Origin of the sequence: Xanthomonas prunicola, assembly GCF_025266575.1 — a bacterium.
Lineage (GTDB): Bacteria > Pseudomonadota > Gammaproteobacteria > Xanthomonadales > Xanthomonadaceae > Xanthomonas > Xanthomonas prunicola.
In genome coordinates this window covers 3,106,729-3,118,557 of record NZ_CP096142.1, presented here as the reverse complement: position 1 = coordinate 3,118,557, position 11,829 = coordinate 3,106,729, and the positions used below count along the sequence as shown (strand labels likewise).

13 protein-coding genes are annotated in these 11,829 nt (G+C 63.4%); 10 read left to right on the top strand and 3 right to left on the bottom strand.

From position 1 onward, the window contains the following. Window positions 1-192 precede the first annotated feature (192 nt). Together M0D43_RS13255 and M0D43_RS13250 are read right to left on the bottom strand one after the other, a co-directional pair. Complete coding sequence (locus M0D43_RS13255; protein ID WP_252161767.1) at window positions 193-1,062, bottom strand: alpha/beta hydrolase family protein; 870 nt, start codon at window positions 1,060-1,062, stop codon at window positions 193-195. Further along, complete coding sequence (locus M0D43_RS13250; RefSeq protein WP_252161766.1) at window positions 1,062-2,156, bottom strand: DUF3182 family protein; 1,095 nt, start codon at window positions 2,154-2,156, stop codon at window positions 1,062-1,064. Before M0D43_RS13250 ends, M0D43_RS13255 begins: the two co-directional genes overlap by 1 nt. 661 nt (window positions 2,157-2,817) lie before the next feature. Here M0D43_RS13250 and M0D43_RS13245 point away from each other — a divergent pair. The 4 genes from M0D43_RS13245 to M0D43_RS13230 all read left to right on the top strand — a co-directional run bounded on the left by M0D43_RS13245 (window position 2,818) and on the right by M0D43_RS13230 (window position 5,192). Beyond that, window positions 2,818-3,099, top strand: a complete 282-nt coding sequence (locus M0D43_RS13245) for a hypothetical protein (RefSeq protein ID WP_101364410.1) — start codon at window positions 2,818-2,820, stop codon at window positions 3,097-3,099. A 52-nt stretch (window positions 3,100-3,151) separates the two neighbouring features. Then, on the top strand, window positions 3,152-3,427 hold the full coding sequence (locus M0D43_RS13240) for a hypothetical protein (RefSeq protein WP_252161765.1): 276 nt from the start codon (window positions 3,152-3,154) through the stop codon (window positions 3,425-3,427). A 77-nt stretch (window positions 3,428-3,504) separates the two neighbouring features. After that, window positions 3,505-4,098: a DUF4142 domain-containing protein gene (locus M0D43_RS13235; RefSeq protein ID WP_252161764.1), complete on the top strand. Its 594-nt coding sequence runs from the start codon at window positions 3,505-3,507 to the stop codon at window positions 4,096-4,098. A gap of 206 nt (window positions 4,099-4,304) precedes the next feature. Beyond that, window positions 4,305-5,192: a TIGR01777 family oxidoreductase gene (locus tag M0D43_RS13230; RefSeq protein WP_252161763.1), complete on the top strand. Its 888-nt coding sequence runs from the start codon at window positions 4,305-4,307 to the stop codon at window positions 5,190-5,192. A 233-nt stretch (window positions 5,193-5,425) separates the two neighbouring features. On the opposite strand, the gene M0D43_RS13225 is transcribed toward M0D43_RS13230, so the two are convergent. Beyond that, a complete protein-coding gene (locus M0D43_RS13225; protein WP_252161762.1) occupies window positions 5,426-6,244 on the bottom strand; it encodes a histidine biosynthesis protein HisIE in 819 nt (272 codons plus the stop codon). Window positions 6,245-6,486: 242 nt separating this feature from the next. On the opposite strand from M0D43_RS13225, the gene M0D43_RS13220 reads away from it, so the two are divergent. The 6 genes from M0D43_RS13220 (at window position 6,487) to M0D43_RS13195 (ending at window position 11,814) form a co-directional block, all read left to right on the top strand. Further along, window positions 6,487-7,923, top strand: coding sequence for a Do family serine endopeptidase (locus M0D43_RS13220; RefSeq protein ID WP_010379283.1), 1,437 nt, complete (start codon window positions 6,487-6,489; stop codon window positions 7,921-7,923). A gap of 116 nt (window positions 7,924-8,039) precedes the next feature. Beyond that, entirely contained in the window at window positions 8,040-8,402 is a 363-nt protein-coding gene (locus M0D43_RS13215) for a hypothetical protein (RefSeq protein WP_101364416.1), read from the top strand. A gap of 3 nt (window positions 8,403-8,405) precedes the next feature. Continuing rightward, window positions 8,406-8,891 (top strand): hypothetical protein, encoded by a 486-nt coding sequence (locus M0D43_RS13210; RefSeq protein WP_101364417.1) that lies wholly within the window; start codon window positions 8,406-8,408, stop codon window positions 8,889-8,891. After that, window positions 8,888-9,271 (top strand): hypothetical protein, encoded by a 384-nt coding sequence (locus M0D43_RS13205; protein WP_252161761.1) that lies wholly within the window; start codon window positions 8,888-8,890, stop codon window positions 9,269-9,271. Before M0D43_RS13210 ends, M0D43_RS13205 begins: the two co-directional genes overlap by 4 nt. A 591-nt stretch (window positions 9,272-9,862) precedes the next feature. Continuing rightward, a complete protein-coding gene (locus M0D43_RS13200; protein WP_252161760.1) occupies window positions 9,863-10,969 on the top strand; it encodes an AI-2E family transporter in 1,107 nt (368 codons plus the stop codon). Window positions 10,970-11,076: 107 nt separating this feature from the next. Then, window positions 11,077-11,814: an HAD family hydrolase gene (locus tag M0D43_RS13195; RefSeq protein WP_252161759.1), complete on the top strand. Its 738-nt coding sequence runs from the start codon at window positions 11,077-11,079 to the stop codon at window positions 11,812-11,814. Window positions 11,815-11,829 lie beyond the last annotated feature (15 nt).

Here is an 11,829-nt window from a genome sequence, read left to right as displayed (position 1 = left end):
CTTGGGCCCGTTCTGCCCTGTGGAGCGATACACGTCGAAGAGTCCACTCGCCTGCACCCAGAGCGCATCTGCACCGGCACGCATTTCAGGCTAATCAACCCAACAAGCCTTCGATGCGCGCCTGGGCTCCATCACGCACAGAGGCGATGCCTGTGTGGCCACCCTCCCTCCATGCGCCACGATGCCGGGCAACTAACCCGAGGTCTTCTCCACCGCGCGAATGTCGCCACGAAATACCGGGGCGGCCTGCTCCATCTGGGTCGCAGCAGCGCCTTGCTGATCCTTGAGCAATTGCTTACGCGTTGCCACCACCTCCTTGGCCAGTGCGATGCGGCGCCCGACGACCATTTCAGTCAGCCAGTCGATCAGCGCACGCGTGTACTGCTGCTGATGTTCCTTGATGCGCAGCGCATGGTCGGCGCCAGCAATCACGCGCGATGTGAGCGAACGCGCCTGCACGAACGCAGCCGCATAGTTGTGCAACACCGGCTGCGGCACGATCACATCGTGCTCTGCTTCCACCAACAACACATCGCCCTTGTAGTCGGCACAAGCGGCCAAGGCGATGTTGTCTTCCGGACGCAGGCGCTGCTGACGATAGGCCATCAGATCCGGGTCGGCATTGAGGCTGACCTTGGGCTGGTCCCAATGCGCATCCTTGTAGAGTGCGGGCGAACGCAACGCCAGCCATTCCACCGGGCGCTCGCGCGTGAGCAATGCCGACAGATAACCGCCGTAACTCAGGCCGACCACCGCGATCGACTGCGCATCCACATACGGCAAGCTCGCTAACTGATCGTAAGCGGCCTTGATGTCGTCCAGGTTCTGCGCGCGCGTCACGGTCTGGCGCATCGATGCGTAGCCTTCATGGCCGCGCAGGTCGAAGGTCATGCAGATGCAGCCTAGACCAGCAGCCTCGCGTGCGCGCACCAAACTGTGGTGTTGACTGCCGCCCCAGCCGTGCACGAACAGGACGGCAGGCATGCCCGAGGGCGTCAGCAAGGTGCCACTCAGTGCATCCGCGCCGACAGGGATATCGATACTGGAAAGTTTGGCTTCCATTACGTCACACAGACCCTCCTGTATTTGTAACACGGCCCCGGCCCGGGTTGCGTTGCGCGGTAGTAGATCTGCGCATCGGCCGGCGGCTCGCCCTGATAGATTTCATGTGTGGACGCAGTGACCCACCGCAATGCAGGATCTTGCTGAAACGCGGCAATTGCAGCGAGTTCGGCCGGTGTGGCGCCACCAATCCGCCAGGATTGTTCAAGCACGCCACACACCTGCACGTTGCCAGCATCTTTGCCGCTAACCACATCATAGTTACGGCGGGAGATCTGCAACTCAGGATAGGCAGCGGCGATGAATCGATCGTATCTGCACGCCTGTTCGACCACCCGCTGCTCAAGCGGCGGCAATGCGGTGGCCATCAATGCCTCCAGCGATCCACGGTACACGCGCAGCGCCGAGCCGCCGTAGACATCGGTGCCATCCGCGCTTTGCACGCTGCATTGCGTGCCGTAGTACGCGATCCGGATGCCGGCGACGCATAGCTCGCCCACGCTATGGGTCAGCGGCTGCAGGATGTTGCGCTCCAGCACTGCGCCATGCGTGTCTAGATAGGTGTCGGGCAGGCTGTCCAACACCTGCGTGAGCTGCGAAGCGTCGGCAATGCGCCACTGTCCGTTACCACCCACGCCGGTCGGCAACTTCAAGCGCACACCTCCACCGCCAGACAGCGCCGCGAACGCATGTATCGCATCCTGGCGAGAAAAAACGGTATAGCCCGGCAATGTGGCGGAAATCAGCGATGTGGCCAGCGCCTGATCCCAGCCTTCGATGCATGCTGCATCGTTGCTGATCAAGGGGTGACCAATCACCTTGGTGGCCAGAAACGCATACGGCACGATCCCGCCGAGCAAATCGCCAGCGCCATGGATACCAAGTGCGCGCGCTTGCGCAAGGGTAAGTGTGTCATCGGGGACGTGAAAGCTGTCGGCTTCGATGCGGCCGTCACCGGCGACGCCGGCATCGCGCGCACCCAGTAAACGCGCAATCTCGCTGCACACCCACGCATGTGTCGCACGCTCATGGCCGCGCTTGGGGACACGGCGCGTGGCGTGCCCAAGCACTTGTCGAAAGTGCGTCTGTGCCATGACCTCTCCGTGCGGCATGGCCGCGTCGTTGCTGGCCTCGGTCGCCGCTGAGGAACGGGTCTAAAAATGCGTTGGCGTAAGCGGCTTATTTCAGTGTCAGATACAGGCCCAGCACGATGAGGAACACCACGATCAAGCTGATGGCGATGCGCCCACCACGCAACTCCAACAAGGCGTGCCACCACACGCGCGCTTCAGCTGTGCCACCGGCATGCTGTGGCTTACGGTCACTGGTCTCGCTGTCCTGCATCCTGAGTACTCTCGCTCCATTACGTCATCGTCCACCATAATGATCAGACGTTACACAAGTGTGGAGCGGTTCAGAATCTTCCGTGAAATGCGGTATTTCGCGTGCAAATTTGTGTGATTCGATGGCAATGTATGCTCTGGTCTGCAGGATGTAGCGCGCTGCGGTCGCGATAGCGGAGCGATACGAGGCCGCTGCCTTTCGTTCGTTGAAGCAGCTGCGGACGTGTCATGTCATGCGCGCTGGCAACATGCACGTGTCTGCATGCATCGCGTGTAGAACCACCAAAGCAGTGTGACCAATTAAGTTTGCGTCGCCCTGCAGCGCTGCTATGGTCGGGTTCGATGATCATTCGTTGACATACCTGCAGTTACTCTGCAGGTCAAGTTCGTTTACTGCGGAACACGTCAAGTCATGAGCAGAGATCCATCCGTCATCGATGTACAGGCCGAAATCGCGCATTGGCAGGCGCGGCATGCTCAGGGGAACCTTGGAGCAGGCAAGTTCAGCGAGTTGTCCCCGGTGGTGAAGATGGCCTGCGATATCTACCTGCAGGCACCGCGTTCGAGCGATCAGGAGCGTCTGCGCCTGTTCCGGGACCGCTTGGAGCACCACTTCATTTCATCCAGCACACAGTCCAACTACGAACAGTTGGCAACCGATTGCTGGCAGCGTTTGGGCACGCGCAATCGTTGAGCTCGCAGCATGGAGCAGTACAAGTAGGACCTGTTTTTCATCGGAGATCATCATGAAAACCCCGTATCAAGTGCAGCAGGAGCTGGAACGATTGGAGCGGCTGGTTCCGCACATCGTCAGCGACCAGGGCGACCGCGCGGAGGAAATCCTTGGCTTCCACATCGCCAGTCTGCTGGGGAGCGCACCGGCCAGCGAACACATGTTGATTCGCGAGCGTACCGCCCGCATGGCGCGCACCTGCCGCAGTGCACAGGACGCAGTGCGTGCACCCAAGGTACCTGTCAGACCCGTGGGCATTGCGCCCGTTGTCCAGCCGCAATTGGCCTGACCGACACCTCTCCGGAGCCGCACAGCGGCTCCTTTGCATTCCACCCGCGGCAATTGCCGATTCTTTCCAGGACCTCCATGAAATCCGCGCTCATCACTGCTTCGCTGTTGGCCATGCTCTCCCTGACTGCGTGCGATCGCCCTGGTGGCGATGCATCGCGCACGGCCCCAGCGGTATCGCCCGAACCGACAGCTGCGCCTGTCAGCGGCAGCGGTGCGACCGAATTGGCCAAGGGTGATGGCGCGGTGTTGGGCGTGCTGGCGGCCATCGACGAGAATGAGATTGCGCTCGCCAAGCAGGCCATCGAACAGGATCTGGGAGGGGCCACTGGCGATTTCGCGCAGCAGATGCTGCACGACCACGAAGCGAACCTTGAAAAGACCAAGTCGCTTGGCGTAGCCCAGAGCCCGCGTGCCGAAGCCATGCGCGCCAAGGGCAAGGCTGCTGTGGAAGCGCTGTCCAAAACGCTGACCTTGCCCGACGGCAAGGACGCGTACCGCAACGCGTTCATGCGCACTATGGTCATCGACCATGGCGACACGATCAAGATCATCGATTCGGAACTGCTGCCCGCTGCCGAAAGCGCACCGGTCAAGCAGCACCTGGAAGAGACCCGACGCGTGGTCTCGGCGCATTTCGAACGCGCCCACGCGGTGTCCTCGTCCAAATAAGCAACTGTCCACACTACACCCTGCAAACGCGCCGGCCCGTCCGGCGCGTTTGCGTTTCGCGGCCAGTACACGCCGCTGCCTGCGAGGCGCTTCGGCCACGCAGTGAGATGACGGCGCAGCGCACAGCGGCATGTCCGCGCCAGCTTCACCTCGCTTGGCGTGCTCCTGACCTATGGTGCCGCATCGATTCGGCCCGGGAGCCATCCATGCATCTGCTCATCACCGGCGGCACCGGCTTCATCGGCCAAGCCTTGTGCCCGGCATTGCTGGAGGCCGGCCATCAGGTCAGCGTCCTGACTCGCGACGTGCGACGCGCCAAGCGCACCCTGCCCGGCGTCACTGCGGTGGAGACGCTGGCCGGGGTGCAGGCCGATGCAGTCATCAACCTGGCCGGCGAGCCGCTGGCTGCAGGCCGGTGGACCGATGCCCGCAAGCAGCGCTTCCGCGAATCGCGTCTGGGCATCACCCGCCAATTGCATGCCTGGATTGCGCAGCAGCCGGCCGCGCAACGCCCCTCGGTGCTGATTTCCGGCTCGGCCGTGGGCTATTACGGCGAGCGGGGCGACACGGCACTGACCGAAGCCGAGCCCGCCGGCGATGACTTCTCTGCCGTGCTGTGCCGCGATTGGGAAGCCGAAGCAACTACCATCGCCGCCCTCGGCCCGCGCGTGAGCTGGGTGCGCACCGGTATCGTGCTGGATCGCGATGGCGGCGCGCTGGCCCGCATGCTGCCGGCATTCCGTTTCGGCGGCGGCGGGCCGTTCGGCGATGGCCGGCACTGGATGAGCTGGATCCACCGCGCCGATATGGTCGCGCTCTTGCGGTGGCTGCTGCAGCACGGCCAGCCCGGCGCCTACAACGCTACTGCGCCCAACCCGGTCACCAATGCAGAATTTGCGCGCACGCTGGCCCATGTGTTGCACCGCCCCGCCCTGCTGGCATTGCCGGCAGGGATGCTGAGGCTGGGCTTCGGCGAGATGGCCAACCTGTTGCTGATCAGCCAGCGCGTACTGCCGCAACGCGCGCTCGATGCCGGCTTCCGCTTCCAGTACGTCCAGCTGGACGCTGCGCTGCGCGCCATTCTGCAGCGCTGATGGGCGACCCAAACGCGGCAATCGAAAGGGCTCCTCCTGGGCGCGAGCAACACGGTGACGCAGCAGAGAGGCTTTCGCCCAGGGCAGCTGGAACGACACGGGAAAGGCTAAGCAGGCTGCGACGAACGATTCCCTAAGACAGCGGCAAGAAGGGCCGACAACTCGGCCATAAAAAAAGCCGACGCTGTTGCACAGTGCCGGCTTTTCAACAGTACATCTGGTGCGTGACGACCTCAGCGCGTCACGCGCTTTGCGGCTTTTTTGCCCACTGCCTTGCGGGCAGCGGTGGTCTTGGCCACAGCACGTGTTGCCGGGGTCTTGGTGACCTTGGCAGCTTTCTTCAACGCGGTTTTTGTCACCGCCTTCTTGAGCGGAGCCTTCTTCACTGCGGCCTGTTTGGTCGCGGTCTGCTTGGCGACCGGCGCTTTCTTGGCCGCGAGCTTGGCCGGCGTCTTGGCAACCGACTTCTTCACTGCCGCCGACTTGGTCGCGGCCTTCTTCGCTGCCGTACGCGCGTTCACCGTTGCAACAGCGGTCTTGCGCGCTGCACTCTTGGCGGCAGTCTTGGCGCTCAGTGCAGCCGCTTCGGCCTTGGCGTTGGCCTTGGCAGTTTCCAGCTTGCGCTTGGTCTTGGCCTTGGTGTCGGTGATCTTCTTCTTGGCGGCGGCGCTGGTGCTGCTCAACTTCTGCTTGGCCGCATCCGTAGTGGACACCAGCTTCTGCTTGGCAGCGTCTTTGGTGGCGACCAGCCTGTCCTTGGCCGCATCCTTGGTCGCCGTCAGCGAACGCGTGGTCTTGGCCACGCTGCGCTTCACTGCGGTGGCCGCGGCGCCGGCCTTCTTGGCCACATTCTTTTCGACCTTGACCACCGCCTTGCGCGCTTTGGCTACTCGCGTCTTGACTTCTTCCACTGCCGTGCCTGCAGCTTCCTGCACGCTGGCGACCGCCTCGCTGGTGGTACTGGCGATGGTCTCGGTCAACTCGGTGGCGGTGCTCTTTACGCTATCGACGGCGTCGGACAGGGTTGCCGTTACACCATTGCCGTTGCTCATAGACCCTCCTTAAGGGCGTCAGTGCGGGAAACCGGGCGATGCGCGACCGCACGCAACATGCTGAACAGGCATCGGATGAAGCGGACGCTACGCCGGGCCTGACGGGCTGTCAACGCAATCGGGGCAAGGGATGGGCGGCACTTTCACCAGCAGTTAAATTGTACCCAGGCACTCTCGTTCAGCTTGATTTACGCAGTCAGACGCCCTATTCCTCTTCCACCGCGTAACCCGGAATCCGTTCCATGCGACCGCTGCCCACTTTGCTGACTCTTTCGCTGGCCGCTGCCTTCGGCGGCTTTGCCGCCACGGGCATCAACGCTTGGCTCGACAATCGTGCCGAAGCCACACCGCCGAGCAATGCCGCCTTTACACTGCCCACCGCCGCCGCGTTACCGGCCGCAGTCGCCGGCCAACCGGTGCCGTCGCTGGCGCCGATGCTGCAGCAGGCGATGCCGGCAGTGGTGAGCGTCAACACCAAACAAGTGGTGCGCGTGCGCAACCCGTTCTTCAACGACCCGATCCTGCGCCGGCTGTTTCCACAGGTACCACAGGACCGCATCAACGAATCGCTGGGGTCGGGCGTGATCATCGATGCGCAAAAAGGCTACGTGCTGACCAATCACCACGTCATCGAAAACGCCGACGACGTGCAGGTGACGCTGGGCGACGGGCGCACGGTCAAGGCAGACTTCATCGGCTCCGATGCCGATACCGATATCGCGTTGATCCGCATCAAGGCCGACAACCTCACCGACATCAAACTGGCCGACAGCAATGCGCTGCGCGTGGGCGATTTTGTGGTGGCGATCGGCAACCCGTTCGGCTTTACCCAGACCGTCACCTCCGGAATCGTCTCGGCAGTGGGGCGCAGCGGCATTCGCGGGCTGGGCTATCAGAACTTCATCCAGACCGATGCCTCGATCAACCCCGGTAACTCGGGCGGTGCGCTGGTCAATCTGCAGGGCCAACTGGTGGGCATCAACACCGCCAGCTTCAACCCGCAAGGCAGCATGGCCGGCAATATCGGTCTGGGCCTGGCAATTCCGTCCAATCTGGCGCGCAACGTGGTCGAACAACTGGTGACCAAGGGCGTGGTGGTGCGCGGCACGCTCGGCTTGGAAACCCAGAACCTCACCCAACAGATGCTGCAGGGGCTGGGCGTGGATTCGTTGCGCGGCGCCTTGGTGACGCGCGTGTTGCCTGGTTCCGCCGCGGCGGCCGCAGGTGTGCAACCGGGTGATGTGGTGGTGGCCGCCAACGACCAGCGCGTCGACAGTGCCGAGGCCCTGCACAACTATGAAGGCCTGCAAGCCGTTGGCAGCGCGGTGACATTGGACATCCGTCGCGATGGCAAACCGCTCAAGCTCAAGGCCACGCTAAAAGAGCAGGACCGCGCCGTTACCGGCGACATGCTCGACCCGCGCTTGACCGGCGCGACCTTCGTGGACCTGCCCGAATCGCTGCGTCAGTCCGGCATCACCGGGGTGATGGTGAGCGAGGTCAAACGCGGCGGTCGCGCCGCAGCCAATGGGTTGGTGACCGGCGATGTCATCGTGGCAAGTAGCGTGGGCGAGTTTGCCGATCTTGCCAGCTGGCGCGCCAATTTCCAGCGCAAACCGCAGCAGCTGGTCGTGCGCATCCTGCGTGGCAACGCGCAGTACGACGCGCTGATGCGTTGACGTGATGTGTACCGCGGCGTGCTTCCACTAACGCCTCCTACACCCCCCCGATGCTATTGCTAGCGCTCGACCGCACGTGAGTGGCGGCTGTCATCAATGACCGAAGGAGATATCGCATGAGCCCCACCAATACCGAACAGCTGAAAGAAAATCTGAGCGAAGCCGGCACCCACCTGAAGTCGGCAGCCAGCGCCGCTGGCGAAGCCGTCAAGGGCGCCACCAGCGCTGCGGGCGATGAGCTCAAGCTCGGTCGCGCCAACGTCAAGGCCGAGTTGTCCGATACCGCGCTGGCCGGCATGGCCGCTGCCGAATTCGGCGGTGCCGCTGCCAAGGAGCAGATGGATGTACTGGTTGCCAAGGGCAACGATCTGCTGGAAAGCGCCACCGACCTGATCCGCGAGCGTCCGCTGGCCGCCTTCGGCGTGGCCTTCGCCGCTGGCTGGGTGATCGCCAAGCTGGCACGCAGCAACGACAACTAAGTCGTGAGCGATCAGGCCTCTACAGCTGCCGGAACCGACGCGCCCGACGCGCGTGCGGAAACGCCAGGACTGGACGAAAGCGTACGTGCGGTCGGCGCTGCCGGCCGCGCAACGCTGGGCTCGGCCAAGGACACCAGCCGCGCGTTGCGCCGGTTGGTGTCGGCAGATCTGCAACTGGCACGCAGTGCGTTCGGGCGTGGCCTGGCCTGGGCGTGCGTTGCTGTGGTGTTTGGTGCATCGTCGTGGCTGTTGTTGGCCGGTGCGATCATTGCCCTGCTGCAACGTGCCGGGCTGTCGTGGTTCCAGGCGATGTTCTTTACCGCGCTGGCAAGTTTGCTGGTGACCGGCATCGCTGCATGGCGGGTGTTCTTCTACTTCGACCACACCGGCCTCAACGCAACGCGCCGTCAGCTCATCAAGTTGGGAATTTTCGATGACCCCAACGACGATGAAGATGCCGCGACGTCTGCCAGTGGAGCACGCACATGAAGTTTGGAGACTTACGTCAGCGCGTTGAACGTGCAGAGTTGCTGGTGGAAGGGCGCGCGCAAGAGACGCGTCTGCATTGGAGTGAATTGCGCCAGACTTGGCGTGCCGGCTGGTCCCCGCTGCGGATCGTGATGGTGGGCGTTGGGCTGGGGTTTGTCACCGGTCGCAGCGAGCCGCAGGCCGCTTTGGGCAGCATCGCCGGCAAGCTCGGCGGGATTCCCAAGATTTTGCAGATGATCAGCACGATCTCTGCGCTGTTCACTGCCCACCGCGCCCAGGAAGCCTCCGAGCAGGCCGAACGTGCGGCGGACAATGCCGAAGAAGTTGCGGCTGATCCGGCGGTGACGGTGGTGCAGGTCCCGGTCGATCGCGCGGCCTGATTTCGTGTTGTTGTTCGACGGCGGCTGACGATTCTTCGTGCCGCCATGGTTAATGGCAGCGGGTTTGACCTGTCTCTGCCACGCACCGAACCAGCGCAGCCGAGAGCGCACGCAACCGAAACATGCGCGTGCTCAACTCTTACGCTGCACGCAGCGCTCACGCAGCCCACTTGGCATTCGTCGAAGAGAATCCGTGTTCGAGCCGACCGGCTGATGGTGTTTGCGCCATCACCGACCGCTAGATGCCTGATGGGCGTGTGGTGCTAATCCTTCTGAACTTCGAAATGGGTCGAGCGCCATCACTGGCCGCTCGATTTCCTTGATGCTCGTCCGCCTGACGGCTACTCGCGCGCAGCAGGCGTGCTGGCAGCGTCGAAGCAGTGCTTGCGATGGGGAATCCGGCGTCGCCGGCAACGCCACGTCGAGTACCCACTGGGCCTGTGAAAACTGCACCACTGTGCGCGCGGCCGAGTCCGCCGGGTCATTACCCGCTCCCTGACACGGCGCGCACAGATTCTGTGCGCGCTGTTGACGCATTGGGCCGATAATGGCGCACCGCTGGCAGCACGCCAGTCTGCTGCCAGGGCGCGCATGTCTCTTTCCGTCGACTCATCGGATGCCGCCGTAGCGGCAGATTCGCTTCCGCCTGCACCGGCGCCTCGCCCGCGCGCGCCTGCTTCGATGGTGGTGCTGGCCACACTTGCCGTTGGCTACACGCTGTGGGCGGCGCAGACGATCATTCTGCCGATCATGCTGGCCGCGTTCTTCGCCTTGATCGGCAACCCCATCCTGCGCGGTATGCGCAAGCTGTATATCCCGCGGTTTCTCGGTGCCTTGCTCATCCTGTGCCTCGGACTGGCCGGTACCGTGACCCTGGCCGCGCAGTTGGCAGGCCCTGCCACCGAGTGGGTGCAGCAGGCGCCGCAGCAGATGCGCCAGATCGCCCGCGATGTGCGCGATCTCACCAAGCCGATGATGCAGGCCAACCAGGCGGCGGAAAATTTTGCACGCGCGGCCGGTGGCGAAGGCCAGCGCGGCGTGCAGATCGTACGCACGCAGATGGACGACCCCTACAAGGCCTTGGTCCGCACGCCCAAGCTCGCCGCATCGGTGCTGGCGGTGGTGCTGCTGACCTTCTTCTTCATGGTGTATGGCGAAAGCCTGCAGCGGCATGCGATCGCCTTGCTACCGAACCGCCAGCAGCAACGGTTCACCACCGAAATCATGCTGGACATCGAACGCGAGGTTTCGCGCTACGTGCTCACGATCAGCGTGATCAATACGCTGGTCGGGTTGGTATTTGCCGGCATTTTGTATGCGCTGAAGATTCCGCTGCCCGAAGCGATCTTGTGGGGCACGGTGGTAGCCCTGCTGAATTTCGCGCCGTATGTGGGTCCGTTGATCGGCGTGCTGCTGATGCTGCTGATGGGCTTTGTGGAATTCCGCACCACCTTGTCTTCGCTGCTGCCGGCCATCCTGTACCTCGCGCTGCACAGCATCGAAGGCCAGGTGGTCACACCCATCGTGCTGGGCCGCCGCATGGCGATCTCGCCGCTGATGCTGATCCTGGCGCTCATGCTGTTCGGCTGGTTGTGGGGCATGGTGGGCCTGCTGCTGGCGGTGCCGCTGCTGGTCTGCATCAAGATGGTGCTGAGCCGGGTGGAAGGCATGCAGCGCTGGGCGCGGTTGCTTGAGTAGCCGGGATTCGGGAGTCCGGATTGGGGATGCGCAAAAGCGGCTTGCAAAGGCGCTGCGTTGCCCATTCTCCATTCCCGACGCCCCATTCCCGGCATTACAATCGCGCGATGAGCTTCCACATCCGCGCCATCACTCTCGACCTCGACGATACGTTGTGGCCCTTTGCGCCAATCGGGGCGCGGATCGATCAGGTGCTGTACGACTGGATGCGCGAGCACAGTCCAGTCACTGCCGAGCGCTTTCCGGTGGAGGCGATGCGCGAGCTGCGTGAGCGCAGCTTTGCCGACAACCCGCACCTGCATCACGACCTCAGCGCACTGCGTCGGTTGACGCTGGAAATGGCATTGCGCGAGAGCGGCGGCGATCTGGCGTTGCTGGAGGCGGCCTACGAGGTGTTCTATGCCGCACGCAATCAGGTGGAATGCTATCCGGATGCGCTCGACGCGCTGGCACGTATCGCCGCGCACGTACCGGTGGCTGCGCTCAGTAACGGCAATGCCGATCTGCAGCGCATCGGGTTGATGCACCACTTTGCGTTTCAGCTGGGCTCGCGCGAACACGGCAGCGCAAAACCCGACCCGAGTATCTTCCTGGCCGCCTGCGCCCGGCTTGAGGTACCTCCCGCGCAAGTGCTGCATGTGGGCGACCACGTGCGCATGGACGTGCTGGGCGCACTGGATGCGGGCCTACGCGCTTGCTGGATCAACCGCGAAGGCGCGGTGTGGTCACACCCCACCCAGCAACCGGATCTGGAATTCGACAGCATGACCGGGCTGGCCGACTGGCTGGACGCGCAGCAGCCGCATCCCGGCCCCGCGCACGCCGGCATCACCCTTCCCGCCTGAGCCCAACTGCTCGGC

Bases quoted from the DNA above. Each gene is read 5' to 3' on its own strand.
- M0D43_RS13255 (WP_252161767.1), bottom strand. From the start codon at position 1,062: ATGGAAGCCAAACTTTCCAGTATCGATATCCCTGTCGGCGCGGATGCA.
- M0D43_RS13250 (WP_252161766.1), bottom strand. From the start codon at position 2,156: ATGGCACAGACGCACTTTCGACAAGTGCTTGGGCACGCCACGCGCCGT.
- M0D43_RS13245 (WP_101364410.1), top strand. From the start codon at position 2,818: ATGAGCAGAGATCCATCCGTCATCGATGTACAGGCCGAAATCGCGCAT.
- M0D43_RS13240 (WP_252161765.1), top strand. From the start codon at position 3,152: ATGAAAACCCCGTATCAAGTGCAGCAGGAGCTGGAACGATTGGAGCGG.
- M0D43_RS13235 (WP_252161764.1), top strand. From the start codon at position 3,505: ATGAAATCCGCGCTCATCACTGCTTCGCTGTTGGCCATGCTCTCCCTG.
- M0D43_RS13230 (WP_252161763.1), top strand. From the start codon at position 4,305: ATGCATCTGCTCATCACCGGCGGCACCGGCTTCATCGGCCAAGCCTTG.
- M0D43_RS13225 (WP_252161762.1), bottom strand. From the start codon at position 6,244: ATGAGCAACGGCAATGGTGTAACGGCAACCCTGTCCGACGCCGTCGAT.
- M0D43_RS13220 (WP_010379283.1), top strand. From the start codon at position 6,487: ATGCGACCGCTGCCCACTTTGCTGACTCTTTCGCTGGCCGCTGCCTTC.
- M0D43_RS13215 (WP_101364416.1), top strand. From the start codon at position 8,040: ATGAGCCCCACCAATACCGAACAGCTGAAAGAAAATCTGAGCGAAGCC.
- M0D43_RS13205 (WP_252161761.1), top strand. From the start codon at position 8,888: ATGAAGTTTGGAGACTTACGTCAGCGCGTTGAACGTGCAGAGTTGCTG.
- M0D43_RS13200 (WP_252161760.1), top strand. From the start codon at position 9,863: ATGTCTCTTTCCGTCGACTCATCGGATGCCGCCGTAGCGGCAGATTCG.
- M0D43_RS13195 (WP_252161759.1), top strand. From the start codon at position 11,077: ATGAGCTTCCACATCCGCGCCATCACTCTCGACCTCGACGATACGTTG.